Source organism: Tenacibaculum sp. TB-56 (assembly GCF_059716275.2).
Genome location: NZ_CM201367.1, coordinates 2,048,741 through 2,074,091, shown reverse-complemented (window position 1 = coordinate 2,074,091; position 25,351 = coordinate 2,048,741). Strand labels below are relative to the sequence as shown.

Genomic DNA, 25,351 nt, shown 5'->3' with positions numbered 1-25,351 from the left:
AATCCCAAAAAACAGATTTGATTCTAAAGAAAAATTAATTCTCACTTCCCCATGGAGCAGTTGGAGTCTCTATTTCCGTAGTTAAATCAAACTTCACAGAAAATAATCTATCTGTTCCTATTCTACGCAAATTATATGTAAAACTGGTTTCATCAATTGTAACCCACCAAACATTATTAGAAGCATACGAAATTAAATCGGCTGTATATTTATCCGCAGGAAAAAACTGAATATTAGGTAATCCCATATTAGGGTTGATTCCTCCATATTGCGTAATTTTATCTTCAGTACCATCTTTATGTCGATGATCATGTTTTAGCTTTATTAATTTATCGGTGCCGATAGTAAAAAACCTAAGTACGAGATTTATCTTCTCCTACAAAAAAAGGTATTCTAGTCGTATTCTCTTCACAAGAGCGAACATGCATTATTAATTTTTCTCCTGTAAAACCATCTCCTTCTTTTCCTCCTGCTATTATTGTTCCTTCAAAAGCTTTTCCGCAATGAGTTTTTAGTTTATTCCAAAATAATTCGGAATTCGTTTCTTCTTGTGCTATTAACTGTAAAGGAAGTAAAAAAAGGATTAATAATTTTTTCATTGTATGCTATTTATATTTTAGCAAGATAAAACAAAAAACCCCACTATAACAGTGAGGTTTTTTAATATATTACTAAGAATTAATTAAAAAGTTTTAAGCGCTTAAAACTTCTTGTACTTTATCAGCTGCTTCTTGAAACTCAGTTGCTGAGATAATTTCCATTCCGCTGTTATCGATTAATTCTTTTGCTTCTTTAGCGTTTGTTCCTTGTAAACGAGCAATGATAGGCACATTAATTTTGTCCCCCATGTTTTTATAAGCATCAACAATACCTTGTGCCACACGGTCACAACGAACGATACCTCCAAAAATGTTTACTAAGATAGCTTTTACGTTAGGATCTTTTAAAATAATTCCGAAAGCAGTTTCAACACGTTGTGCATCAGCAGTACCACCAACATCTAAGAAGTTAGCTGGCTCACCACCTGCTTGCTTAATTAAATCCATAGTTCCCATTGCTAAACCAGCTCCGTTTACCATACATCCAACGTTACCATCTAAGTCTACATAGTTTAATCCTGCAGCATTAGCTTCAACTTCAATTGGGTTTTCTTCACGTAAATCACGCATTTCTGCATAATCTTTGTGACGGTATAAAGCATTATCATCTAAAGTAACCTTAGCATCAACAGCCATGATTTTATCATCAGATGTTTTTAATACTGGGTTAATTTCAAATAAAGATGAATCAGATTTTACGTATGCTGTATATAAAGCAGTAACAAATTTTGTCATTTCTTTAAAAGCTGCACCGCTTAACCCTAAGTTAAAAGCAATTTTACGAGCTTGGAAAGGTAACAAACCTGTTGCTGGATCTACTTCTTCAGTAAAAATTAAGTGTGGAGTTTCTTCTGCCACAGTTTCAATATCCATACCTCCTTCAGTAGAGTACATGATCATGTTTCTACCTGTAGCACGGTTTAATAAAACTGACATATAAAATTCATCTGGCTCACTATCACCTGGATAATATACATCCTCAGCAATTAACACTTGGTTAACTAACTTACCTTCTGCTGAAGTTTGAGGAGTTACTAACATCATTCCTAAAATGTCATCAGCGATACTTTTTACCTCATCTAAGTTTTTAGCTAACTTAACACCTCCACCTTTTCCACGACCACCTGCGTGTACTTGAGCCTTAATTACGTGCCAACCAGTACCTGTTTCTTCTGTTAATTTCTTCGCTGCTTCAACAGCTTCTTCTGGAGTATTTGCAACAATTCCACGTTGAATACGAACGCCAAAACTGTTTAATATTTCTTTACCTTGATATTCGTGTAAGTTCATTAGATATGAATTTTTAAAGTCGAACAAAAATACAAATTCAATTTATAATACCTTATAATTTGTACTTTAATTTATGATTAACATCAATTTTCTTTTTCACATTTTTTTAACACTTACAATGTAACGTTCATTTTTTTAACAGGTCTTTATAGTAATTAACATGATTTTGTGATTTTACAACCTAAATCACAATAATTTAGCTAAACAACTAATTCTATCTCTAATCAACTATGCGTACAATTTTAGCATTAATTGCTGTTTTTTCTTTTTCATAGAAACAACTGCCGCTCAAACCGTAAACCAAAACAGAAAGAAACTAGATGTAATACGTGTAGAATCACCTCCAAAAATTGATGGAAAACTAGATGATGCTGCATGGAAAAATATTCCTATAGCAAACAATTTTGTGATGATGCGCCCTGATAATGGTAAACCAGAACCCGATACGCATAAAACAGAGGTTAAATTAGTGTACAATGATGATGCTATTTACATCAGTGCTAAAATGTACGATCCTGAGCCATCAAAAATACCAGCTGAGTTTACTAACAGAGATAATATTAGTAATAGTGATTTCTTTTTAATTACGATTAACCCTAATGACGACGGACAAAACCCTTTTGAGTTCTTAGTTACTAGTTCTGGTGCGCAAGCAGACTGGAAAGTATCGAACGGAAACGAAGATTTTAATTGGAGTGCTGTTTGGGTAAGCGATATTAGTATGAATGATGATTCTTGGGTTGTTGAGATGAAGATACCGATTCAACAATCAATTTTCTTTAATTTATGGTTTAAACTATAATAAATATGAAAATCAATTTGGGTATGTAAATAGCGATGACGATGCTATTTATTTCGGACAACGAGACTGGACTTCATACAACAATTCTTTAACTGGTAAATACACATTTAGCACAAAATCGGCAGTATCATTATCGTTTAGACACAACTGGAATAAAGTTCCGTATCAAAATCAATTTTACAGTTTAGACCAAACTAACGGAGAACTAATTCAAAGTAGCTATCAAGGAGATCATGACAAAAACTTTAATAGCTGGAATTTAGACCTTAATTACCAATGGCAGTTTGCTCCTGGCAGTCAATTAATTGCTTTTTACAGAAACTCAATTTTTGGCTCAAACAGTCATGCAAAACACAGTTTCTTTAAAAATTTAGATCGTCTTTTTGATGAGAAACATCAACATACTTTTTCTGTTCGATTGGTGTATTTTATCGATTACAACAACATTAAAAACATATTTTAAAACATTATTGTCCGATAAAAGAAAATAGACCGCTTCACTGTTAGAATAGAGAAACAAGAATTTTATAACCAAATGACATTGATACGATTACCAGACAAAAAATAATTTAAAAGCTTAAACACCTCAATCCCTTTAAAAATAGAGCTTAGGTATATTTTACATAAATTAATCGGACGCTAATATTTAAAAAAAGGAAATTTCTTTATTATTTGAATTGGGTAGTCTCTTATATAAAATCACACAAGTAAATCCAAAACATTCATTTTATGTTTTTTTGTCTTGTTTCTTGGCTCTTATTTCTTAGAGTCTATATAAAGTCTATCTGATTTCTTTTTTATACATTCGTTACTTTGAAAATTACCTCATGATTGTTGCTAAAAATATTCATAGACACTACGGAGATGTTGAAATCTTAAAAGGAGTAAATCTTCATATAAAAAAAGGAGAAATTGTTGCTATTGTTGGTTAGGTCAGGAGCTGGAAAAACTACCTTGCTTCAAATTTTAGGCACCTTAGATAAACCTTTAAAAGATAAAAACTATGAATTACTTGTCAATGGAGTTTCAATCAAAAGTTTAAACGATAAAGAAGTTTCATCTTTCAGAAATAAACACATCGGATTTATTTTTCAATTTCATCAGTTACTACCTGAATTTACAGCCTTAGAAAATGTTTGTATCCCAGCTTTTATTGGAGGAAAAGCAAAAGCTTCAACTGAAAAGAGAGCGAAAGAATTATTAGCTTTTTTAGGATTATCACACAGAGAAAACCACAAACCTAATGAGCTTTCTGGTGGTGAACAACAACGCGTAGCTGTTGCAAGAGCATTGATAAATGAACCTTCCGTTATTTTTGCTGATGAGCCATCAGGAAACCTTGATTCTACTTCAGCCAAAAACTTACACGAATTATTTTTTAAACTTCGTGATGAGTTTGGACAAACCTTTGTGTTAGTTACACACAACAAAGAATTGGCAGAAATGGCCGATAGAACACTTACCATGAAAGACGGAATTATTGTTGAATAGTGTAACGTTTTAAAGTTTCTGCCTACCTATTATAAAATCAACCAAACTATGAAAGAAACTTTTTACGAGCTTATTGCCTATTTAAAAAATCCTGTTTTAGAAAAAGATGCAAATCAAAATGCTTCGTATCGATTTCAAAAATTCTTACATCTACTCACGATATGTATTGTCACAGGTGCACTTTTATCACCTCTTTTTGTGCTTATTGAAGAATTGGGTTGGGTAAACATGGATGATCATGCTATGGAAGAGTTGCTAAAAACGCACTCTAAGTGGTTTATTGCTGGAATCGCTGTAATCTTAGCTCCTTTATTAGAGGAAATATTTTTTAGAGCTCCAATCACTTTATTCCAAAGTAAAAAATCGTTCAAAATAGCTTTTTATGTTTTTGCTATACTTTTCGGATTGGTGCATTTAACCAATTTCAACATTACTACCAACGTGTTGTTATTAGCCCCCATATTGGTGGCTCCTCAAACTATTTTAGGAGGTTACCTTGGGTTTATCAGAGTTCGATTTGGTTTAGCATGGAGTATCTTATTACACGCTTGCTATAATGCTTTCTTCGTTTTGCTTAGTTTTGCAGGAGATTTAATGTAAAATGAACAAAACGGAACTCAAAGAATTTTTAGACGAAAAGATTATACAATATAATAATCCTGATTTTATTGATAGTGATCCTATTCAAATTCCGCATCAATTTTCAGTAAAAGAAGATATTGAAATTGCTGGTTTTTTAGCAGCAACCATTGCTTGGGGAAATCGTAAAATGATTATTAACAACTCCCATAAAATGATGGATTTAATGGGGAATTCTCCGTACGATTTTATCATGAATCATTCAGAAGAAGATCTTGCTAATTTTGACGGATTTGTACACAGAACATTTAATGCCGATGATTTTAAGTTTTTTGTTCAATCGTTAAAAAACATCTATCAAAATCATGGTGGATTAGAAGCTGTTTTACAACCAAAAAACAACGCTGATAATTACCAACATGCTATTCATAATTTTAAACAAGTCTTTTTTGAAATCCCACATCAATCAAGAACATTAAAGCATGTTTCTGATCCGTTAAAAGGATCAGCTTCAAAACGAATAAATATGTTTTTACGTTGGATGGTTCGAGATAATACAACTGGTGTCGACTTAGGAATTTGGAAAACCCACTCACCAGCTCATTTACATTGTCCGTTAGATGTTCACACAGGAAATATTGCTCGAAAACTTGGAATTCTTACTCGAAAACAAAATGATTGGAAAGCAATTCAAGAACTAGACCTTACTTTAAGAGATTTTGACGCTAAAGACCCTGTTAAATATGATTTTGCCTTATTTGGTTTAGGAGTTTTTGAAAAGTTTTAAGTGAGTTAATAAAGAGCAATTATGCTACTTTAAAACAATTTTTTAATACGTTTACTAATTCATACTCTTTTTCACTTATTATAAAAATAAATTTACCGTTATGATAAAGACAATTATTATTGATGATGAACATAATGCTAGAGAATTTTTAGAAAAATTATTAAATAGATATTTACCTAATGAATTCTTAGTACTTGATAAATGTGAAAGCGTTGATAAAGCTATTGTTTCTATTGAAAAAAACGAACCCGAACTAATTTTTTTAGATGTAGAAATGCCTAATAAAAATGGTTTCGAGCTATTAAAAGAAATGAAAAGTAGAAGTTTTGATGTTATTTTTACCACCGCTTATTCTGAATATGCCATAAAAGCTATAAAAGAAAACGCGCTTGATTATCTTCTTAAACCAATAAATTATATTGATTTATTAGAAACCATAAAACGCTATAAACAACGTTTAGAAAAAAATACTAAACAAGATAATTTAAAAATAATTTTAAACCAAATAGACTCTGGTGATAGCAACTTTAATAAAATAGCTTTACCTACTGAATCTGGGTATGAAATTATAAACCCTAATCAAATTTTATATTGTCAAGCTGATAGCAATTATAGTTCAGTAACCTTTATAAATGGTAAAAAAATAATTTTATCAAAAACACTAAAATATATTGAGGAATTACTACCTAAAACAAGTTTTCATCGAATTCATAAATCCTATTTAGTAAATTTAAACCACGTTGTACGATTTAATAAATCTGTAGATTTATATGTTGAATTAAATAATGGAGAACAATTACCTCTTGCTTCAAGAAAAAAAGAAAGTTTTTTAAATGCGATACTTCCTAAAAAATAAGCTTTTCCTTTTTATTTGTTTTTTGTCTATTCAATTAACGTTTTCTCAAACCTTCTCGTCTACTAATTTTAGCACTTTAAACGGATTACCTAATAACAGTGTTTTTTCAATAAAAAAAGATAGCAGAGGCATTTTGTGGGTTGGTACTGGTGCAGGTGTTTCAAAAATAAGGAATAACAAGATTACTAATTTTTATGAAGAAGATGGTTTAGCTTATAATAATTGTTGGGCTATTGAAGAAGACGCTAATCATAATTTATGGTTTGGTAGTTACGGTGGTGGTGTAACATTTTATGATGGAAACAACTTCTCTGTTTACAATACCTCGAAGGGTTTGGTAAACAATTATATCCGTAAGATATTTTATCACAATCAAAAGGTTTTTATAGGAACCAAAAGCGGATTATCGGTTATAGATATTAACAGTAAAGAAATTACTAATCCTGTAATCAACAACGATTTGAAGTTCCAAGTTATGGGTTTTTTTGAGTTTGAAAAAAGTGTTTATATTCAAACCTACAGAGACGGATTATGGAAGTATAATGAAGAAAAAAATCAATTAGTTTTTTTACATCATAATTATGATTCTGTTTTTTCAATATTTAAAAACAAAGATTTAATACTAGTCAGTTTTGATGGATTTTTTTACAAAGATAAATCCATCAAAAAATATAATATTAGAAATTACATCAATGATAGCAAGCCTTTAAACGAATTTGGTAACAGCGTTTTTTGGAATTTTGTTTCTGACAGAAATCAAAATATTTATGGAGTTGCCGATGGTATTAATTACCCTTCAGGTGGTTTATTTAATTTAAATAATAATGCTGCTGAAATACTCAATTCGACATTCAATGTGCAAAGCACAAAACAATGGTCTTTAGAGTACGACTCAAATAACAATGTTTTATTTATTGGAACTTTAGATAAAGGACTTTTTAAAGTAGATTTAACAAAAAAAGTTACGCTGTATAATCAAATAAAAAATATTATTGATATTGAAGTTACAGAAAACACAGAGTACTATTTGTCTGAAGACGGATTACATATTAAAGGGAACACTTACATGTATATCCCTTCTAAAGACTTCTATTCAAAATATCAGCTTTTTTTTGATGATGAGAAATTAACTCTAAAAGAAGGCTTTAGTTTTGCTCGTTTTAAAAACAACAATCTTGAAGATTTAGAATTTAAAAGCCTTAAAAAAATAGATAATACTATTTGGGTAAATACAACTATTGGGTTATTTAAAATAGCTAAAAATAATACCGTAGAGAGTTATTTCCCCTTTTATACTAGTACTTTTTATTTTACCTCAAAAAATAATGCTTTTTTTCAAACTCCCTATTCTAAAGTTTACTTATTAAATGATATAGAAAATAATATCAAACATTCTGAATTTGAACTTGAAAATAGTAATAATCCAAGAGATGTTACTTCAATCATTGAAGTAAATAATAACTTGTTTTTCCTTTCTAGACTTTCAGGCTTGTATCAGTATCATAACGGTGAATTTAAATCACTCTTAAAAAACAATATTTGGAAAGAGAAAGAGCTAATTTATTCAGCTGTTAATAACAACAATCAATTAATTATCAGCAATTCAAAAGGTGAAGTTTTCTTTATTAAAACGGATGATTATTTTGAAGTTGTAAATAAAATTGAAAATAGTGAGATTATAGGAAACACCATACTTTTCTTAAAATCGTATAAAGAATATTTAATTATTGGTACTGAAAAAGGAATTAATTTATACAGAGATAATTCAGTTATTTTCTTAGATGAAGAACAAGGAATAACAAATAAGCTTTTTTCTTCAGCAATAATCTCCAACGATAATTTATTAATAGGAACTGACAAAGGTTACTATAAAATTGATTTAAAAACTATTATTAATAATTTTAATATAAAACCTTATGACTTTAGTATTTCAAACATTAAAGTAAATTACAAAGACATACCATCATCAAACTATAATTGGTTTCAATACACCAAAAAATCTATAAAACTACCTTATAAACAAAATACTGTTTCTTTTTCCTTTAACATTAACAACCATCCACTCCCTAATAAATTAAAATATCGATATAAAATAGCTAGTGATGAATGGAGTCAGTGGAGTAGTGAAAACACAGTTCAATTAAACCACTTAAACAATGGTGATTATAATATTACTGGAGAAATTAAAGACTATAGTAACGGAAAAACTTACAGCAGTAAATTACTAAGCATAACTATTACTCCTCCTTTTTGGAAAACTTGGTGGTTTATTAGCTTAATTCCTATTGTACTATTTTTAGGAGGTTATATACTTTATAGGTTTAAAATTAATCGTATAAAGAAAGAAGAATTACTTAAACAAGATATTTTAAAACGAGTTTCAGAAACTAAGATGGAGGCGCTACAAAGTCAAATGAATCCTCATTTTATTTTCAATGCTATGAATTCAATTCAGAATTTTATTATAGATAATGATATTGATAATTCATTAAAATATATGGGAGAGTTTTCAAAACTAATAAGAAAAACACTTCATAATTCATCTTTACAATACATAAGCTTAGCTGAAGAAATAAGCTACTTAAAAACCTATATAGAGCTTGAAAAGTTACGTTTGGAAACCGAAGTAACCACTACAATAACAGCTGATGACTTGGCTATAGATACGATTGGGGTACCTCCTATGCTACTACAACCAATTATAGAAAATGTTTTTAAACATGCTTTTGACAGCAACTCTAAAAACCCAAAACTAACTATAAACTTTACTCAAAATAATGGTTCTTTAGTTTGTGAAGTGATTGATAACGGAAAAGGAGTTGACTATAACAATTCTAACAAACAGTCTAAAGGAACCAAATTAATCGAAGAACGATTACAATTGTTAGATCATTCTTCTTCTAATTCATTCTCAACCGTTTCAATTCCTTTAAAAGGAACAATCGTTACGATTACATTAAAAATTTACACGTTAAATAATTAACTAAAAATTATGTTTATAGTTGTGTTTTCTTTGTTGAAACTTTTAAACTTTAACAATGAAAAAAATTATCCTCTCAACAATACTACTTCTTTTTGTAGTATCAATTAATGCACAAGATTATAAAAGTATATCTGGAACAGTTGGTCCAATAAACGCAAAAGCTAGACTACAATATGAACAACAAATTAAAGACCGTGTTACTGTTGGTGGGCAATTAACCTATTATTTTGTGAATTGGACAGGACCAAAATTAGAGGTTTTTGGACGTCTTTACTCCAAAAAAAGTAATGTAGAAGAAGGTTTCTTTTTACAAGGAAAAATAGGATATGGTAATTTATCTGTTTTGGAAGAAGACGAATATTCAACTTCTACATCGAGATGGTCTACAATAGGTTTAGGTGCTGCTTATGGTTGGAAGTATATGTTTAGTGATAAATTAGGTATTGAAACTCTATTAGGCTTACATTTTTACTCTAGCCCTAACTATACTAATGACTACGAAGAAGATTATTTAGAAGAAGATTATCCAGACTTGTATAGAGCAGTAGAAAGTACAGGTTGGTTTGCCACTACAGGTTTACCTATTGATTTTCAATTAAAACTAGTCTATAAGCTATAGATAATCTTTACACCCCCTACATAATGAAGTTAAAATTAAAAAAAAGAGCAACAAGGGTTAGGCGAAATAAAAAAGTTAAATTTTTATTCTTACCTATTATTCACCAAGGCTATTTTTATTGGTTAGAAAAAGTAGAAATCACAAAAAACTTTAATGGTTATAAATATCAAACAACAACAATAAAGTCTTTAAAAAACAATATTGAAAAGGAGAATGAGAAACAAGTAGATAATAAACAAAAGGTAATTATTCTACAACCACAGGCTTAAAAACCAAAACAAGTACTAACATTTTATATCCATTTTATAAATATCTTCAAAACGGAGTACTTGTTTCTTTAAGCGAGCAAAAAAAGCACATAATCCATGTGCTTTTTTTATTTTAGAATAAGAAAGTAGTTTACTTTTGTAAGTAAATGCAGACATTTATTCATTACTTTTTACATTTCGGTTTTCCTGTTTTAATCGCTTTCTTCTTTTTTAGAAAAGATTGGAAAAAAGTTACTGTAATACTACTAGCAACTATGCTGGTAGATCTAGATCACTTATTAGCAAGCCCTATATTTGATCCCAATCGATGTAGTTTTGGTTTTCATGTACTCCACTCCTACTATGCAATTGTTTTCTATATTGTATTGCTCTTTTTTAAAAGACCCTATAACATTATTGGTTTAGGACTACTACTACATATGTTAACCGATTTTATCGATTGCTTGTTTATGTACAATGCGTGTAATTCTTGTTTAGAAAATGCGCCTGCTAAAGAATTACTAAAAACAGTAAGTAATTTATTTTTTTAACTGTAAATCACAATACCAAAAACTTCTATCATAGTTTTTAATAGTAGTTTCTTCTGATTTGTTGGTTTTCTTTGAATCTTGATAACAATTGTCATCATCGTTTTTATGTAACGTATACGATTTCAATACCTTCTCTCCTATTTCAAACTGCACAGGTTTCTTAAAAATAGGACCATCATAACAAAAGGTATGAAACTCTCCATTCTCTCCACAAACATCAACTCCATCAGGTAGCTCATTGATAAAATCTTCATCAATAATTCTTCCTACAAACTCTTCACCTAATAATTTAGCATTAACACAAACAGTAATCGTTTTAAAGTCTAAATCTAAAAACTCACTAAGTAATTCTTTTGTATCTTGTTTCCAAAGTGGGTAAACACCAGTAATTCCAACCTCTTGTAGCTTCGAATCACGATAAGCTCTTAAATCTTCTAAAAAAATATCACCAAAAATACCATTTACAAGTCCAGCTTCTTTTAACTCAGCAGTTTTCTCCTTCATCTTTTGATTGTACAAATCCATCGTAACTTCAGCAGGAAAATATATTTTTTCTAATGGAATTCCAATACTTTCTGCCTGTGCATCCAGTAAATCCTCATGTAAACCATGCATTGAAACACGCTGATAATCTTGATTTACATTCGTAATCAACTTTTGTACATCGTATTCATTTTGTTGTACAATTTTATATAATGCTAATGATGAGTCTTTTCCTGAACTCCAGTTAAAATAGGCTTTTTTCATTATACCTTAGATGATTAGATACTTAGATTATTGGAATGTTAAATTTTTATCATTATTCAAACTCAAAAAAACCAAAAGCTTATAGCATACCGCCTGAAGCCTACACCCCAAACTATTTTCTCTTCTGATTTAAAGGAACTGGTCTTTCTTGTTTTACCACAGGCTTTCCATGTAAATCAAAGTCTCCTGCATCAAAAATCTCGATATCAATAAATTCTCCAAGCTTTATATAATACTCACGAGCATCAACAATTACGTCATTATCTACATCTGGCGAGTCAAATTCGGTACGTCCGTAGTAATACTCACCATCTTTTCTATCAAACAAGCATTTAAAAGTCTTTCCTATTTTCTCTTGATTCAATTCCCAAGAAATTTGCGATTGTACTTCCATGATTTCGTTCACACGTCTGAACTTTACATCAGCAGGCACATCGTCTTCTAAAACATACGCTCCGGTATTTTCTTCGTGTGAATATTCAAAAGCTCCTAAACGTTCGAAACGCATCTCCTCTACCCAATCTTTCAATTCTTGGAATTGTTCTTCAGTTTCTCCTGGATATCCAACAATTAACGTTGTACGAATGGCCATATCAGGAACCGCCTCCCGGAATTTATGAATCAATGCTGTTGTTTTTTCGTGTGTCGTACCACGCTTCATCGATTTTAAAATCTCGGTATCGATATGCTGTAACGGAATATCTAAATAATTACAAACCTTTGGTTCGTTCTTCATCACTTCTAGCACATCCATCGGAAAACCAGTTGGAAAGGCATAATGCAAACGAATCCACTCAATTCCGTCAACTTTCACCAATTCTTTTAGTAAATCTGCTAAGGCACGTTTTTTATAGATATCTAACCCGTAATAAGTTAAATCTTGCGCAATTAGCATGATTTCTTTAATCCCTTTTTCTGCCAACTTGGTTGCTTCAGTAACCAAATCTTCAATTGGAGTAGAAACATGTTTACCACGCATTAACGGAATCGCACAAAAAGAACATGGTCGATCGCAACCTTCCGCAATTTTTAAATACGCATAATGGTCTGGAGTCGTTGTTAAACGTTCTCCTATTAACTCATGCTTATAATCTGCTTCTAAAACTTTTAACAAGTTTGGTAAATCGTGTGTGCCAAAATACTGATCTACATTGGTAATTTCAGCTTCTAAATCTGGTTTGTAACGCTCACTTAAACAACCAGTAACAAATACTTTATCAACTTCACCTTCTTCTTTCTTTTGTGCGTAGTGTAAAATAGTCTCTACACTTTCTTCTTTAGCTTTACCAATAAAACCACAAGTATTGATTACTACAATATTTCCTTCGTCATTTTCATCTTCATGAACCACCTCTTTACCATTGGCTTTTAACTGCCCCATTAACACTTCACTATCGTAAACGTTTTTTGAGCAACCTAAAGTAACTACATTGATTTTGTTTTGTTTTGTTGTTTTAGTACGCATATTGTAAAAAAAATTCGGAGTGCAAATATACGCTTTAATTCAGGTTTTTAGGTAGTTTAAATCCTTAAAATTAGTTTGATTCTTAACATATTTTTATTGAACTTCGTTATTATACAATTTAATTATTTGAAGTGACAGCTATCTTAAACATTGTGCTTAATAAGAGGTATGAAACTAATTAAATGTAGAAGGTTAATAAAAAAATTTTATAAAAAATTGATATGGGGAATAAATGGGGAATTCCAATTGAAGTAGAAAATTTAGTACTATCAAGAGATAAGTCTTGTGTTTATTGTGGAGTAACATTTTCTAACAACGACAACTCAAGAAAAACAAAACAATCTTGGGAACATATAGTAAACGACATTAGAATAAATAAGGCCAACAATATTGCCCTCTGTTGTATGTCTTGTAATGCAAGTAAAGGGGCTAAATTATTAGAAGATTGGCTGAATAGTGATTATTGTAAAAACAAAGGAATTACTAAAGATTCTGTAGCTTCGGTTGTAAAAGAAGCTATTAAAAACCCTCCTGAGTTTAAATAAAAACTATACTCTACTATACCCACCTTGTAAAAATAAACATAAAAAAACTCCCAATTTGGGAGTTATATTTTACACTAAGATTCCTACCTACGTAGGAATGACACTTTCTATTTAAAAAACGAATCTACAAATTCGTGTTTATTGAACACCTGTAAATCATCGATACCTTCTCCTACTCCAATATATTTTACAGGAATTTGAAATTGATCTGAAATACCAATTACCACTCCTCCTTTTGCGGTACCATCTAATTTAGTTACTGCTAACGAAGTTACTTCTGTTGCTTTCGTAAATTGTTTCGCTTGTTCAAAAGCATTTTGTCCTGTTGAACCATCTAAGACAAGCAATACATCATGTGGTGCATCTGGTACTACTTTTTGCATAACTCGCTTAATCTTTGTCAACTCATTCATTAAGTTAACTTTATTATGTAAACGTCCAGCTGTATCAATAATAATTACATCTGCATCTTGATTAACTCCAGACTGTACCGTATCGAAAGCTACAGAAGCTGGATCAGAGCCCATTTCTTGACGTACAATTGGCACATCTGTTCTATCTGCCCAAACTTGTAATTGATCAATCGCAGCAGCTCTAAACGTATCTGCAGCTCCTAAAACCACTTTTAACCCTTTCTTTTTAAATTGTGACGCTAGTTTACCAATTGTTGTGGTTTTTCCTACTCCGTTTACTCCAACCACCATTAACACATAAGGTTTCGTGTTTGCTGGAATCGTAAAATCTGTTTCATCACCTGTATTTGTTTCTGATAATAAACCTGCAATTTCTTCACGTAGAATTTGGTTTAACTCATCGGTACCCAAATACTTATCACGAGATACTCTTTCTTCAATTCTATCAATAATTTTTAAAGTTGTTTCTACTCCTACATCAGACGACACGAGTACTTCTTCTAAATTATCTAACACATCATCATCTACCTTTGTTTTTCCTGCAACTGCTTTTGATAATTTAGAGAAAAAACTTGATTTGGTTTTTTCTAATCCCTTATCTAAGGTTTCTTTTTTCTCTTTTGAGAAGATTTTCTTAAAAAAACTCATTGTTAAATTTTATAATCGCTACTATAGGTTAAAAACTATACCATTTTATTGATACGGTCAAATTGTCATTAAACGGTTACTCTTGCGTTAGGGATTGAGGCATTTGTTGGAGCTCTCCCGATGCTTCGGGAAGCGACTGCCGAAAGCCCGACCCTTTAGGGTAACGCCCAAATTTTTAACTACACACAGAGTACTAATTTGTAAATATAAAAAAAGCTACTCTCTAATGAAAGTAGCTTTTCTTTAAACTGTATACAAGAATTACTTTTTTGCAAAAAAGTCGTTTACTTGTGTTGGATCCATAATAGCTTCAACAAAAGTGTAAGCTCCTGATTTTGGAGACTTCACCATTTTGATAGCTTTGGTTAATCTTTTCGAACCTGTTTGTAACGTTGCTACTGATTTCTTTGCCATTTTAATTAAAGTTTACGCCGTAGCTAATTATTTAATTTCTTTATGAACTGTCATCTTCTTTAAGATTGGATTAAATTTCTTTATTTCCATTCTATCAGGAGTGTTCTTTTTGTTCTTTGTTGTAATATAACGAGAAGTTCCTGGTTGCCCAGATGCTTTGTGCTCAGTACATTCTAAAATTACTTGAACTCTGTTTCCTTTTTTTGCCATCTCTCTAAAATTTTATCTAAGTAAGGAATTATTTAGTTAAGAAACCGTTAGCTCTTGCTTCTTTGATAACCGCAGAGATTCCTTTTTTATTAATATTTTTTAATGCAGAAGCAGATACTTTTAAAGTAATCCATTTATCTTCTTCTGGAATATAAAAACGCTTAGTCATTAAATTAGCGTTAAATCTTCTTTTAGTTCTATTTAAAGCGTGAGATACATTGTTACCTACCATCGCTTTTTTTCCTGTTAATTCACAAACTCTAGACATCTTCTTGACAGTTTTTAGTGTTATTTCTAAACGAGGTGCAAATTTATGCAATTTAATTTATTGCACAAAAATATTCTCGATTAAATTTTAAATTATTTTAATCCATTCAAAACTTAGGTTCAGCATCTAACCTATTTGGAAGCGTAACGGCGGCAAAAATACTAATTATTTTAATATGATTGACTGTAAAAGTTCTAAAGATTTAGTTACCGTTCTATTGATTACTTTTTCTCTAGGTTGCCCAAAGTTAAACTCTTGCACTTCTACTCCGTTTTTACTAGCAATGGCAATATACACCAAGCCTACACTCTTATCATTATGATCGGTAGTTGGTCCTGCATTTCCTGTAACTGCTATGGCATAATCCGTTTTTAATTTACCTAAACATCCTTTTGCCATTGCTTCAGCAACCTCTTTACTTACTACAGTAAACTCATCAATTGTTTCTTTTGAAACACCTAATAGTTGCTCTTTTAAATCTGCAGTATAGGTTACAAATCCGCCCATAAAATAATTGGAAGCTCCAGAAACAGAAACCATAGTGGATGCAATTTTTCCTCCTGTCAAACTTTCAGCAGTTGAAACTGTTTTTCCGTATTGTTGCAGCAACTTCCCTACTTCTTTTTCTAATGAAGTTTCATTATCATCGCCAACAATAATTTCTGGAATGAGAGTATACAGCGTTGCAACTTGCTTCTCCATCTCTTGGGTTAGTAATTCTTTATCATTTCCTTTTGCTGACAAACGCAAACGAACACTACCAAAAGATGGTAAATAGGCTAGTTTTATAAAATCAGGTAAATTATCTTCCCATTCAGAAATTCTTTCAGCAATAATGGTTTCACCTGTACCTGCCGTCATAATGGTTCTATGCAAAATAAAAGGTAACTTAAAAGTTGATTGAAGTCTTGGTAATACTTCTTCTTTCATCAATCCTTTCATTTCGTACGGAACTCCTGGTAGCGATACAAAAACCGTATTATTTTCATAAAACCACATCCCAGGTGCAGTTCCCAAACGATTCATTAATAAAGTGGCTTTAGAAGGAAGCTGTGCTTGATATTGCTGAACTTTATTAAATGGATGATTGACCTTCTTGAATAAATGTTTAATATGGTTGATTACCTCTGGATATTCAACAACCTTTTCATCTTGAAAATATTCAGCAATTGTTTTTTTAGTTATATCATCTTTGGTAGGTCATAACCCTCCAGTAATAATTACAATATCTGCCCTACTTTCTGCTTCTTTCAATGCATTGAGTATGTGCTTTTTTTCATCTTGTATAGAAGATATTTGATAAACCGAAACTCCAATTTTATTGAGTTCCTGACCAATCCATTGTGAATTAGTATCCACTATTTGTCCGATAAGAATCTCATCTCCTATCGTTATAATTTCTGCATTCATTTAGTTATCTCTAAAAAAGAATCCCGCCGAAGCGGGATATTTTATTTTACTTTAATTTGAAAAGCTTGTTTTCCTTCAATAGTTCCTGTTAATATGTCGTTTTCTACTACTTTACCAACACCTGCTGGGGTACCTGTAAAAATAATATCTCCTTTTTTTAAGGTGAAATACTGCGATACATAACTTACCAACTCATCAATCTTCCATAACATACTAGACGTGTTTCCATCTTGAACCACCTCATCATTCTTTAGCAACTGAAAAGAAATATTTTCTAAATCAAACTCTTCTTTCGGATAAAACTCTCCAACAATGGCACTGCCATCAAAAGCTTTCGCCTTTTCCCATGGCAACCCTTTTTCTTTACACTCTGCTTGTACATCTCGTGCAGTAAAGTCGATTCCTAATCCGACAGTATCGTAATATTTATGAGCAAATTTTGGAGAAATATGTTTTCCTACTTTGTTTATTTTTACCAATACTTCTACCTCATAATGTACATCATTTGAAAATGGTGGGATAAAAAATGGCATTTTCTTTGGAAGAATAGCCGAATCTGGTTTTAAGAAAACTACAGGGTTTTCTGGTTTTTCATTCGCTAATTCTTCTATATGTTTTGCATAATTGCGACCAATACAAATTATTTTCATAAGCCCCTTTTAATTTCCCCAAAGGGAAAAATAATACTCTTTTATTTTTATAATTTACTCAAACTAACTCCCTCCCTTTGGGAGGGTTAGGGTTGGCTTTTAAGGTATCCAAGTTTTTGGGAAGTTAGGTTTGCGTTTTTCTAAAAACGCATCACGTCCTTCTTTAGCTTCATCGGTCATATAAGCTAAACGTGTTACTTCTCCAGCGAATACTTGTTGTCCAACCATCCCGTCATCCGTTAAGTTCATTGCAAACTTTAACATTTTTATTGAAGTTGGTGACTTTGCTAAAATTTCCTGTGCCCAATCAAAAGCTGTTTGCTCTAATTCGTCATGAGGAATAACAGCATTTACCATTCCCATTTCATACGCTTCTTGTGCTGAGTAATTTCTTCCTAAGAAAAAGATTTCACGCGCTTTCTTTTGTCCTACCATTTTAGCTAAATATGCTGATCCATACCCTGCATCAAACGAAGTTACATCGGCATCGGTTTGTTTAAAAATTGCATGCTCTTTACTTGCTAACGTTAAATCACAAGTTACGTGTAAACTATGTCCGCCACCTACTGCCCAACCAGGAACCACACAGATTACTGCTTTAGGCATAAAACGGATTAAACGTTGTACTTCTAAAATATTTAATCGGTGGTAACCATCATCTCCTACATAACCTTGATGTCCACGTGCATTTTGATCTCCTCCAGAACAAAAACTCCAAACCCCGTCTTTGGTTGATGGTCCTTCTGCTGATAATAATACAACTCCAATATTGGTATCTTCATGCGCATCTTGGAAAGCATCTAATAATTCAGATGTAGTTTTAGGACGAAATGCATTACGCACATTTGGTCTATTAAAAGCTATTCTTGCAACATTATGTGATTTTTTATAGGTAATATCTTCGTATTCTTTGGCAACTTTCCAATCTGGTTGTATCATAATTTTAAAATATTGTCGTTATTTAGATGTACAAAAATAACATAATAACTTTATTTTTCTTTTCTATATTTGAACGATCTAATTTACCCCTAATATGAGACAACTATATTTATTATTCGCCCTTTTAATTAGTACCACTCTTTTCTCTCAAAAAATAATTTCTCAGAAAGTTAATTCTGATGAGTTAATTGGAAGCAGAAATGTTAAAATTTATCTTCCTCAAGGTTATGATGCCAACGAAACTACTAATTATCCGTTAGCAATTGTATTAGGAGATGAGTACCTTTTTGATTTATATGTAGGAAACGCAAAACTGTATGCTAATGTAGATAAAGCGCCTAGACAAATTGTTGTTGGAATTGACATGAAAGAAACCTACGGAAAGGATGTTTCAATAATACCTGCTAACAATGCTTTAACTACTTCTGGGGCACATTTTTTCAACTTTATAAAACACGAGTTAATTCCTTTTATGGAAGGTAATTTTAGAACTTCTCCTTTTATGACAATTGTTGGTGAAGGTAAAGCAGCTAACTTTATAACTCATTACTTAAAAGATGAGCAACCTGTTTTTAACTCACTTATTTGCATTACCCCAGAGTTTCCTCAATTTGCTCCTGCTATTATAGAATCTTATTCTTTAAACAGATTAGGTTCTATAGATAACACTTACTTTTTATACACTAGTAATAACAAGAAATATATAGACTCTAAGCAATACAATTTGTTAAGTGAAATCAAAACATTAGTAACTTCTTACGAGGCTAAAAACTTACACGTTAATTTTGATGAATTCCCTAATGCTCCTAACCACTTAGCTGTAATTGCCGAAACTATTCCAAGAGCATTCAATCAAATGTTTGCCTTATATTCAAAAATTACGAAAGAGGAATTTGAAGCTAATGTTAAAGACTTAGCTCCCCTAGATGCTATTAAATATGTTGAGAAAAAATACTTAGATATTCAATATTTATACGGATCTAACTTAAATGTTCGTTTGGATGATATTTTTGTTATTGAAGATATTGTTATTGACAGACAAGATGGAGATTATCTTAGAGTTTTAGGTGACTTTGTTATGATAAAATATCCAGACTCACACATGGGAGATTTTTACATTGGTAAGTATTATGAGTTAGGAAAAGAATATGAAAAAGCAGATTTTTACTATAAAGCTGCTTATGGAAAAATGGATCCTTCAAACCCTAATGCTGATGCTTTTTATGAAAATATTAAACGTGTAAACGATTTAATGAAAACGGAAAAGAAAGAAAATCCTACTGAAGAAATAATCGAAAACGAAAATATAGAACAGCAACAAGAAGAAGGTCAAGAATAAGTTATTTTAACACTATTCTATCCTCTTCTAATTCTATCTTTTTACTTTTATATAAACTGCCAATAGCTCTCTTGAATGCTTTTTTACTCATTTGTAAGTGAAATTTAATTGATTCGGGAGAGCTTTTATCTGTCAATAATAAAAAGCCTTTTTCTTCTAACTTTTGTAACACTTTATCTACATCAGAATCAATTACATTCTTAAAACCTTGCGGACGTAACGATACATCTATCTTTTCATCTTCACGTATCTTTTTTACGTAACCTACGGTACGCATTCCTTCTTCTACATCGCTAAAAACCTCGTTATTATACAACAAACCTTCATACGATTCATTAATTAAAACCGTATAACCTAAAGCTGTTTGAACTCCAATAACTAAATCTACCTTATCACCTTCTTTTAATTCCATCTTATAAGTTTTTAAAATAGTTCTTTAAAACTACATCATTTATTTCTTTTGGAGTAAATATCTCCATTATTTTTGGTTGCTCAGTTTCTGAATAAAACTCATTTAACTCTGCATTCAACTCTTTTAAATCTGCTACCTGAACATATTCAAATCCATACATTTTTGCCAAATGTTCTGCCGTTAAGTTATGAGGAGTTTCAAAATAATCTGCCGCATTCGTCTTCAGTGGTCCAGGAATAAACCTAAAAATACCACCTCCTGCATTGTTTAATATTATAATTCTAAAATTCTTCGGAATATTGGTATTCCACAAAGCATTACTATCGTAAAAGAAGCTTAAATCTCCTGTAATAAACGTTGTTGGTTTCTCATCGGCAAACGCTGCACCAACAGCAGTACTCGTACTTCCATCAATCCCACTTGTTCCTCTATTACAAAATACTCTTAAAGTAGAATTCACATCGAATAATTGAGAATATCGAATCGTTGAACTGTTACTAATTTGCAACTGTGAATCATTTGGAAGGTTTTCTAAGATTGCTTCAAAGACTTTTAAATCTGAATACTCACAGTTTTGCATGTACGCTTCATGTTTCTCAGCCCTTCTACTCTTTTCTTCTAACCATTTTTGCTGATAATCGCTTTCAACATTTTCGTTCGTTTCAAACAAGCTTGTTAAAAATTCAGCGGAATTAGTTTGTACAAATTCTGACAAACAATGATAAGTATCCATTGCTCCAAGCTCATCTATATGCCAATGATGTTTTGGTGGTGATTTTCGTAAGAGCTGTTTAATTTTCTTTGAAATCACCATTCCTCCTAAAGTTACCAATATTTCAGGTTTAAATTCCTCAAACTCTTCAGAAGACAGAGGAAAAATCACCTTATCAATACTATTAATAAACTTCGGATGATATATATTAGAAGTCGTTTCAGTTAAAATTATTACGGAATCATCTTCTGCATACCTCGATAAAACCTTTTGTAATTCAACATCTGGAAAACTACTTCCTACTAAAATCATTTTTCTAGTTGAAGCATTCCAAATAGAAGTTAGTTTTTCTAAATCAAAAGATTTCTCGACTGCGTTAGAAATGACATCAGGAAAATCAAAAGGTTTTAGTTCTTCTACTGTTTCATATAAAGGCTCATCAAACGGAACATTGATATGTACTGGACCTTTTTGAGTGATAGCAGTTTGCATCGCTTTTGTCAATAAGTCAGTATTATTTTTTAACTGCTCATCTTCTTCAATCAAATTCGCTGAGAACAAAACATGATTTTCAAATACATTCTCTTGACGAATGGTTTGTCCATCACCGATATCTATCAAATGCTTTGGTCTATCCGCAGAAATTACTATCAATGGAATTTGACTATAATACGCCTCAGCAATTGCTGGATAATAGTTTAATAAAGCCGAACCTGAAGAACATGTGATTACCACAGGTTTTTGAGTTTGTTGCGCTATTCCTAACGCAAAAAAAGCAGCACAACGTTCATCTACAACACTTAATGCATTTATTTTTGGATGATTTGAAAATCCGACAGTAAGTGGTGCGTTACGAGAACCTGGAGAAATAACTACAGTATCAACATCAAATTCATGACATGCAGTAATAACAAGTTGTGCGAGTTCTTTTTTTGGGTACATATCTTTTAAAAAATGAGATTCCCGCTTTCGCGGGAATGACAAAATACTAAAACCAACTTTGTTGGTTAGTTTCCTTTTTTATAATCTGCTAAAAACTTAGCTAAACCAATATCTGTTAATGGATGTTTTAATAATCCTTCAATTGCACTTAAAGGACCTGTCATAACATCGGCTCCTAATTTAGCACAATCGATAATATGCATTGTGTGACGTACAGATGCCGCTAAGATTTGTGTATCAAATAAATAGTTATCATAAATTTGACGGATTTCTGAAATTAAATTCAATCCATCTGTAGAAATATCATCTAAACGACCAATAAATGGAGACACATAAGTTGCTCCTGCTTTTGCCGCTAACAATGCTTGACCAGCAGAAAACACTAAAGTTACGTTTGTTTTAATTCCTTTATCAGAGAAATATTTACATGCTTTAACACCATCTGCAATCATAGGTAGTTTCACTACGATTTGTGGGTGTAACGCCAGCTAACGCTTCTCCTTCTTTTATCATTCCGTCAAAATCAGTAGAAATTACTTCAGCAGAAACATCTCCATCAACAATTTCGCAAATAGCTTTGTAATGGTTGATAATGTTTTCTTCACCTGTAATTCCTTCTTTAGCCATTAATGAAGGATTGGTTGTTACTCCGTCTAAAATACCTAAAGCTTGTGCTTCTCTAATTTGGTCTAAGTTAGCCGTGTCAATAAAAAATTTCATCTTGTATATATTTATTTAGTTGTGTTCAAATTTTATAATTAAAGGCCTTAAACCTTTATGAAACAAGGGCTAAAAACATCTTTACAAATATTCTTTACACCCTACTTTAATCCTTTGCGAATTTACAACTTATAATGATTCATTAAGAGTTTTTCGTAAACTTTATCAGGCAATACTCTTTTTAAAACTATCGAGAATTTCTCCATAAACCCTCCCACTTTATAATGAATCTTTGGATTTTTATTTTCTATAATTTGATGAATTGCTTTCGCCATTAGTATTGGGTCTGCGCCAGAATCAACATGAGCATCCATCAACGCTAAGTTTTCAGCATATTTTTCTTTGTATGCAGAGTTTTCAAAAACTGGCGTATGATATCTTCCTGCCGCAATATTCGTAGCAAAATCACCTGGAGCTACATTCACGACTTTAATTCCAAAGCTTTTAACCTCCATACTCAATGCTTCTGTTACCAATTCTAAAGCTCCTTTACTCGAAGAATAAATTCCTCTAAAAGGTAATCCCATATAACCAGCAATCGATGTAGTGTTAATAATCATTCCAGATTTCTGCTCGCGCATATAAGGCAACATAGCTTTAATCACATCAATAACTCCGAAGAAATTCGTATTAAAATTCTCTTTCATTTCTTCTGTCGGTGTATCTTCAATAGGGCCAGTAATTCCTTTTCCTGCATTATTAATCAACACATCAATTTTTCCTACTTTCGTTACTACTTCTAATACCGCATTTTTAATCGACTCTTCATTCGTAACATCTAAAGCTACCATTTGAAATGGGACATTAACCTTATCGGGATTTCTGCTTGTTCCAAACACCGTATATCCTTTGTCATGCAGATATAAAGCGATAGATTTCCCTATTCCTGAAGAAGCTCCTGTAATGAAAACTGTTTTTGACATGCTTGTAATTTTAAGCAAATATCTTAAAGTTAGTTCCAATAAAAAAACTTTAAAACTTATCTTAGCGTTTTATCTCTCAAGAACAAATACTATGTATAAAAAAACATTTTCTTTATCTGTTTTTATGACATCCTTGGCTTTTTTAATTACTGGATGCTCTTCTACAACCGCTCAAAAAAGCACTTCATTATTTTCAAAAAGTGAAACGTTTACACGTCAAGATTCTTTACGAGGATCTATTACACCAGAAAGATCTTGGTGGGACTTAACCTACTATCATTTGAATGTTACTGTTAATCCCGATAAAAAATTCATTGAAGGAAAAAACACCGTACAATACAAAGTTTTAAAACCTCATCAAGTTTTACAGATAGACTTACAATCTCCTTTAAAAATCACTAAAGTTACCCAAAACAATAAAGAATTAAAAGTTATCTCTGAAGGAAATGCCCATTTCATTCAATTACAAGATTCTCAAAAGACAGGAGAAATTCAATCAATTGATGTTTATTACGAAGGAAATCCTAAAGAAGCAATTAGAGCTCCTTGGGATGGCGGTTTTTCTTGGAAAAAAGACAATAAAGGAAACCATTTTGTTGCTACTTCTTGCCAAGGTTTAGGTGCTAGTGTTTGGTGGCCAAATAAAGACCATATGTACGACGAGGTGGATAGTATGGCGATTAGTGTTCGTGTACCTAAAAACTTAATGGATGTTTCTAATGGGCGCTTACGTAATATTGAACAACACAATGACAACACAACTACCTACCATTGGTTTGTTGATAATCCGATTAACAACTACGGAGTAAATGTAAATATTGGAGATTATGTTCACTTTTCTGAAAAATATCAAGGAGAAGATGGTGAATTAGATATGAACTACTATGTACTTAGAGACAATTTAGAAAAAGCAAAAGAGCAATTTAAAGATGCTCCTAAAATGATGAAAGCTTTTGAACACTGGTTTGGTAAATATCCTTTTTATGAAGATGGATTTAAACTTGTAGAAGTTCCGTATTTAGGAATGGAACATCAAAGTTCTGTAACTTACGGAAACCAATACAAAAATGGATATTTAGGTAGAGATTTATCAGGAACTGGTTGGGGACTAAAATTCGATTTCATCATCATCCATGAAGCAGGCCATGAATGGTTTGCCAACAATATTACTAATGTAGACATTGCTGACATGTGGATTCATGAGAGTTTTACTGCCTATTCTGAAAACTTATTTTTAGATTATTACTACGGAAAAAAAGCTGCTTCGGAATATGTTATAGGAACTCGTGATGCTATTCAAAATGACAAACCAATTATAGGTCATTATGATGTTAATAACGAAGGTTCTGGCGACATGTATTACAAAGGAGCTAACATGTTGCACACCATTCGTCAACTAGTAAATAATGATGAAAAATGGCGACAAATTTTACGCGGATTAAACTCTGATTTTTATCATCAAACAGTTACCACTCAAGAAATTGAAAAATATATGATTGAAAAATCAGGAATTGATTTAAGTAAAATTTTTGACCAATACTTACGTACGGTTGATATTCCTGAATTTGAATATCATATTGAAAATAACAAGTTAAAATATCGTTGGACTAATGTTGTTAAAGGATTCAACATGCCTTTACGAATAACTATTAACGGAAAGTCTGAATTATTATATCCGACAGAAGACTGGCAAACAAAAACGATTAAAGGAACTTCCATTGAAGTTGATGAAAACTTTTATGTGTATTCTAAACCTGTTTAACAACAGTTATACAAAACAAAAAAACTC

At 31.6% G+C, this 25,351-nt stretch carries 26 protein-coding genes and 3 pseudogenes; 13 read left to right on the top strand and 16 right to left on the bottom strand.

What is annotated here, in order from left to right; genetic code table 11:
• Positions 1–34: 34 nt before the first annotated feature.
• The 3 genes from AC3VI6_RS10080 to sucC all read right to left on the bottom strand — a co-directional run bounded on the left by AC3VI6_RS10080 (position 35) and on the right by sucC (position 1,889).
• On the bottom strand, positions 35–247 hold the full coding sequence (locus AC3VI6_RS10080; protein ID WP_497706070.1) for a hypothetical protein: 213 nt from the start codon (positions 245–247) through the stop codon (positions 35–37).
• Between the two features lie 106 nt (positions 248–353).
• Positions 354–599 carry a hypothetical protein gene (locus AC3VI6_RS10075; protein WP_497706069.1) on the bottom strand — a complete coding sequence of 82 codons (246 nt, stop codon included), beginning with the start codon at positions 597–599 and terminating at the stop codon, positions 354–356.
• Between the two features lie 93 nt (positions 600–692).
• On the bottom strand, positions 693–1,889 hold the full coding sequence (gene sucC, locus AC3VI6_RS10070; RefSeq protein ID WP_274633576.1) for an ADP-forming succinate--CoA ligase subunit beta: 1,197 nt from the start codon (positions 1,887–1,889) through the stop codon (positions 693–695).
• 409 nt (positions 1,890–2,298) lie between these two features.
• Between sucC and AC3VI6_RS10065 the strand changes: the two genes are divergently transcribed.
• The 10 genes and pseudogenes from AC3VI6_RS10065 to AC3VI6_RS10020 all read left to right on the top strand — a co-directional run bounded on the left by AC3VI6_RS10065 (position 2,299) and on the right by AC3VI6_RS10020 (position 10,805).
• Complete coding sequence (locus AC3VI6_RS10065) at positions 2,299–2,691, top strand: carbohydrate binding family 9 domain-containing protein (protein WP_497706068.1); 393 nt, start codon at positions 2,299–2,301, stop codon at positions 2,689–2,691.
• Entirely contained in the window at positions 2,672–3,154 is a 483-nt protein-coding gene (locus tag AC3VI6_RS10060) for a DUF5916 domain-containing protein (RefSeq protein ID WP_497706587.1), read from the top strand. The genes AC3VI6_RS10065 and AC3VI6_RS10060 overlap by 20 nt, the downstream gene beginning before the upstream one ends.
• A 364-nt stretch (positions 3,155–3,518) precedes the next feature.
• Positions 3,519–4,182 (top strand): annotated as a pseudogene (locus AC3VI6_RS10055) (ABC transporter ATP-binding protein).
• Positions 4,183–4,230: 48 nt separating this feature from the next.
• Positions 4,231–4,782, top strand: coding sequence for a CPBP family intramembrane glutamic endopeptidase (locus AC3VI6_RS10050; RefSeq protein WP_435254495.1), 552 nt, complete (start codon positions 4,231–4,233; stop codon positions 4,780–4,782).
• Position 4,783: 1 nt separating this feature from the next.
• The gene (locus AC3VI6_RS10045) at positions 4,784–5,548 is read left to right on the top strand and encodes a TIGR02757 family protein (protein WP_497706067.1); all 765 of its coding nucleotides are present in this window, start codon (positions 4,784–4,786) and stop codon (positions 5,546–5,548) included.
• Positions 5,549–5,648: 100 nt separating this feature from the next.
• Entirely contained in the window at positions 5,649–6,404 is a 756-nt protein-coding gene (locus tag AC3VI6_RS10040) for a LytR/AlgR family response regulator transcription factor (protein WP_497706066.1), read from the top strand.
• Positions 6,405–6,426: 22 nt separating this feature from the next.
• On the top strand, positions 6,427–9,387 hold the full coding sequence (locus AC3VI6_RS10035; RefSeq protein WP_497706065.1) for a sensor histidine kinase: 2,961 nt from the start codon (positions 6,427–6,429) through the stop codon (positions 9,385–9,387).
• A 55-nt stretch (positions 9,388–9,442) separates the two neighbouring features.
• Positions 9,443–10,006, top strand: coding sequence for a hypothetical protein (locus AC3VI6_RS10030; protein ID WP_497706064.1), 564 nt, complete (start codon positions 9,443–9,445; stop codon positions 10,004–10,006).
• A gap of 23 nt (positions 10,007–10,029) precedes the next feature.
• Entirely contained in the window at positions 10,030–10,275 is a 246-nt protein-coding gene (locus AC3VI6_RS10025) for a hypothetical protein (protein ID WP_497706063.1), read from the top strand.
• Positions 10,276–10,421: 146 nt separating this feature from the next.
• The gene (locus AC3VI6_RS10020) at positions 10,422–10,805 is read left to right on the top strand and encodes a DUF6122 family protein (protein ID WP_497706062.1); all 384 of its coding nucleotides are present in this window, start codon (positions 10,422–10,424) and stop codon (positions 10,803–10,805) included.
• Here the strand turns inward: AC3VI6_RS10020 and AC3VI6_RS10015 are convergent.
• Together AC3VI6_RS10015 and rimO are read right to left on the bottom strand one after the other, a co-directional pair.
• Positions 10,794–11,552, bottom strand: coding sequence for a Dph6-related ATP pyrophosphatase (locus AC3VI6_RS10015; RefSeq protein WP_497706061.1), 759 nt, complete (start codon positions 11,550–11,552; stop codon positions 10,794–10,796). The genes AC3VI6_RS10020 and AC3VI6_RS10015 overlap by 12 nt on opposite strands.
• 112 nt (positions 11,553–11,664) lie before the next feature.
• Positions 11,665–13,017, bottom strand: a complete 1,353-nt coding sequence (gene rimO, locus AC3VI6_RS10010; protein WP_497706060.1) for a 30S ribosomal protein S12 methylthiotransferase RimO — start codon at positions 13,015–13,017, stop codon at positions 11,665–11,667.
• A gap of 221 nt (positions 13,018–13,238) precedes the next feature.
• On the opposite strand from rimO, the gene AC3VI6_RS10005 reads away from it, so the two are divergent.
• Positions 13,239–13,562 (top strand): HNH endonuclease, encoded by a 324-nt coding sequence (locus tag AC3VI6_RS10005; protein ID WP_435254487.1) that lies wholly within the window; start codon positions 13,239–13,241, stop codon positions 13,560–13,562.
• A 107-nt stretch (positions 13,563–13,669) separates the two neighbouring features.
• On the opposite strand, the gene ftsY is transcribed toward AC3VI6_RS10005, so the two are convergent.
• The 7 genes and pseudogenes from ftsY to AC3VI6_RS09970 form a co-directional block, all read right to left on the bottom strand.
• Positions 13,670–14,623: a signal recognition particle-docking protein FtsY gene (ftsY, locus tag AC3VI6_RS10000; protein WP_497706059.1), complete on the bottom strand. Its 954-nt coding sequence runs from the start codon at positions 14,621–14,623 to the stop codon at positions 13,670–13,672.
• 261 nt (positions 14,624–14,884) lie between these two features.
• Positions 14,885–15,037, bottom strand: a complete 153-nt coding sequence (locus AC3VI6_RS09995; RefSeq protein ID WP_081728324.1) for a DUF4295 domain-containing protein — start codon at positions 15,035–15,037, stop codon at positions 14,885–14,887.
• 27 nt (positions 15,038–15,064) lie between these two features.
• Complete coding sequence (gene rpmG, locus AC3VI6_RS09990) at positions 15,065–15,247, bottom strand: 50S ribosomal protein L33 (protein WP_013868805.1); 183 nt, start codon at positions 15,245–15,247, stop codon at positions 15,065–15,067.
• Positions 15,248–15,275: 28 nt separating this feature from the next.
• Complete coding sequence (gene rpmB, locus AC3VI6_RS09985) at positions 15,276–15,515, bottom strand: 50S ribosomal protein L28 (protein ID WP_028893013.1); 240 nt, start codon at positions 15,513–15,515, stop codon at positions 15,276–15,278.
• 165 nt (positions 15,516–15,680) lie between these two features.
• Positions 15,681–16,925 (bottom strand): annotated as a pseudogene (locus AC3VI6_RS09980) (competence/damage-inducible protein A).
• Positions 16,926–16,966: 41 nt separating this feature from the next.
• A complete protein-coding gene (locus AC3VI6_RS09975) occupies positions 16,967–17,575 on the bottom strand; it encodes a fumarylacetoacetate hydrolase family protein (protein ID WP_497706058.1) in 609 nt (202 codons plus the stop codon).
• Between the two features lie 99 nt (positions 17,576–17,674).
• Positions 17,675–18,514 carry a 1,4-dihydroxy-2-naphthoyl-CoA synthase gene (locus AC3VI6_RS09970; RefSeq protein ID WP_274633563.1) on the bottom strand — a complete coding sequence of 280 codons (840 nt, stop codon included), beginning with the start codon at positions 18,512–18,514 and terminating at the stop codon, positions 17,675–17,677.
• Between the two features lie 94 nt (positions 18,515–18,608).
• On the opposite strand from AC3VI6_RS09970, the gene AC3VI6_RS09965 reads away from it, so the two are divergent.
• Positions 18,609–19,853, top strand: coding sequence for an alpha/beta hydrolase-fold protein (locus tag AC3VI6_RS09965; protein WP_497706057.1), 1,245 nt, complete (start codon positions 18,609–18,611; stop codon positions 19,851–19,853).
• Position 19,854: 1 nt separating this feature from the next.
• Here AC3VI6_RS09965 and AC3VI6_RS09960 read toward each other — a convergent pair whose 3' ends face one another.
• The 4 genes and pseudogenes from AC3VI6_RS09960 to AC3VI6_RS09945 all read right to left on the bottom strand — a co-directional run bounded on the left by AC3VI6_RS09960 (position 19,855) and on the right by AC3VI6_RS09945 (position 23,562).
• Positions 19,855–20,265, bottom strand: a complete 411-nt coding sequence (locus AC3VI6_RS09960; RefSeq protein WP_497706056.1) for a S1 RNA-binding domain-containing protein — start codon at positions 20,263–20,265, stop codon at positions 19,855–19,857.
• A gap of 1 nt (position 20,266) precedes the next feature.
• On the bottom strand, positions 20,267–21,919 hold the full coding sequence (menD, locus tag AC3VI6_RS09955) for a 2-succinyl-5-enolpyruvyl-6-hydroxy-3-cyclohexene-1-carboxylic-acid synthase (RefSeq protein WP_497706055.1): 1,653 nt from the start codon (positions 21,917–21,919) through the stop codon (positions 20,267–20,269).
• Positions 21,920–21,984: 65 nt separating this feature from the next.
• Positions 21,985–22,639, bottom strand: a pseudogene (gene fsa, locus AC3VI6_RS09950) (fructose-6-phosphate aldolase).
• Positions 22,640–22,761: 122 nt separating this feature from the next.
• A complete protein-coding gene (locus AC3VI6_RS09945; RefSeq protein WP_497706054.1) occupies positions 22,762–23,562 on the bottom strand; it encodes an SDR family oxidoreductase in 801 nt (266 codons plus the stop codon).
• 91 nt (positions 23,563–23,653) lie between these two features.
• Here AC3VI6_RS09945 and AC3VI6_RS09940 point away from each other — a divergent pair, with 91 nt between their 5' ends.
• Positions 23,654–25,324: a M1 family metallopeptidase gene (locus AC3VI6_RS09940; RefSeq protein WP_497706053.1), complete on the top strand. Its 1,671-nt coding sequence runs from the start codon at positions 23,654–23,656 to the stop codon at positions 25,322–25,324.
• The last annotated feature ends 27 nt before the right edge of the window (positions 25,325–25,351 follow it).

What these genes read in the sequence shown, in the direction of transcription:
- AC3VI6_RS10080 (WP_497706070.1), bottom strand. Translation starts at nt 247, where the DNA reads ATGGGATTACCTAATATTCAGTTTTTTCCTGCGGATAAATATACAGCC.
- AC3VI6_RS10075 (WP_497706069.1), bottom strand. Translation starts at nt 599, where the DNA reads ATGAAAAAATTATTAATCCTTTTTTTACTTCCTTTACAGTTAATAGCA.
- sucC (WP_274633576.1), bottom strand. Translation starts at nt 1,889, where the DNA reads ATGAACTTACACGAATATCAAGGTAAAGAAATATTAAACAGTTTTGGC.
- AC3VI6_RS10065 (WP_497706068.1), top strand. Translation starts at nt 2,299, where the DNA reads ATGATGCGCCCTGATAATGGTAAACCAGAACCCGATACGCATAAAACA.
- AC3VI6_RS10050 (WP_435254495.1), top strand. Translation starts at nt 4,231, where the DNA reads ATGAAAGAAACTTTTTACGAGCTTATTGCCTATTTAAAAAATCCTGTT.
- AC3VI6_RS10045 (WP_497706067.1), top strand. Translation starts at nt 4,784, where the DNA reads ATGAACAAAACGGAACTCAAAGAATTTTTAGACGAAAAGATTATACAA.
- AC3VI6_RS10040 (WP_497706066.1), top strand. Translation starts at nt 5,649, where the DNA reads ATGATAAAGACAATTATTATTGATGATGAACATAATGCTAGAGAATTT.
- AC3VI6_RS10030 (WP_497706064.1), top strand. Translation starts at nt 9,443, where the DNA reads ATGAAAAAAATTATCCTCTCAACAATACTACTTCTTTTTGTAGTATCA.
- AC3VI6_RS10025 (WP_497706063.1), top strand. Translation starts at nt 10,030, where the DNA reads ATGAAGTTAAAATTAAAAAAAAGAGCAACAAGGGTTAGGCGAAATAAA.
- AC3VI6_RS10020 (WP_497706062.1), top strand. Translation starts at nt 10,422, where the DNA reads ATGCAGACATTTATTCATTACTTTTTACATTTCGGTTTTCCTGTTTTA.
- AC3VI6_RS10015 (WP_497706061.1), bottom strand. Translation starts at nt 11,552, where the DNA reads ATGAAAAAAGCCTATTTTAACTGGAGTTCAGGAAAAGACTCATCATTA.
- rimO (WP_497706060.1), bottom strand. Translation starts at nt 13,017, where the DNA reads ATGCGTACTAAAACAACAAAACAAAACAAAATCAATGTAGTTACTTTA.
- AC3VI6_RS10005 (WP_435254487.1), top strand. Translation starts at nt 13,239, where the DNA reads ATGGGGAATAAATGGGGAATTCCAATTGAAGTAGAAAATTTAGTACTA.
- ftsY (WP_497706059.1), bottom strand. Translation starts at nt 14,623, where the DNA reads ATGAGTTTTTTTAAGAAAATCTTCTCAAAAGAGAAAAAAGAAACCTTA.
- AC3VI6_RS09995 (WP_081728324.1), bottom strand. Translation starts at nt 15,037, where the DNA reads ATGGCAAAGAAATCAGTAGCAACGTTACAAACAGGTTCGAAAAGATTA.
- rpmG (WP_013868805.1), bottom strand. Translation starts at nt 15,247, where the DNA reads ATGGCAAAAAAAGGAAACAGAGTTCAAGTAATTTTAGAATGTACTGAG.
- rpmB (WP_028893013.1), bottom strand. Translation starts at nt 15,515, where the DNA reads ATGTCTAGAGTTTGTGAATTAACAGGAAAAAAAGCGATGGTAGGTAAC.
- AC3VI6_RS09975 (WP_497706058.1), bottom strand. Translation starts at nt 17,575, where the DNA reads ATGAAAATAATTTGTATTGGTCGCAATTATGCAAAACATATAGAAGAA.
- AC3VI6_RS09970 (WP_274633563.1), bottom strand. Translation starts at nt 18,514, where the DNA reads ATGATACAACCAGATTGGAAAGTTGCCAAAGAATACGAAGATATTACC.
- AC3VI6_RS09965 (WP_497706057.1), top strand. Translation starts at nt 18,609, where the DNA reads ATGAGACAACTATATTTATTATTCGCCCTTTTAATTAGTACCACTCTT.
- AC3VI6_RS09960 (WP_497706056.1), bottom strand. Translation starts at nt 20,265, where the DNA reads ATGGAATTAAAAGAAGGTGATAAGGTAGATTTAGTTATTGGAGTTCAA.
- menD (WP_497706055.1), bottom strand. Translation starts at nt 21,919, where the DNA reads ATGTACCCAAAAAAAGAACTCGCACAACTTGTTATTACTGCATGTCAT.
- AC3VI6_RS09945 (WP_497706054.1), bottom strand. Translation starts at nt 23,562, where the DNA reads ATGTCAAAAACAGTTTTCATTACAGGAGCTTCTTCAGGAATAGGGAAA.
- AC3VI6_RS09940 (WP_497706053.1), top strand. Translation starts at nt 23,654, where the DNA reads ATGTATAAAAAAACATTTTCTTTATCTGTTTTTATGACATCCTTGGCT.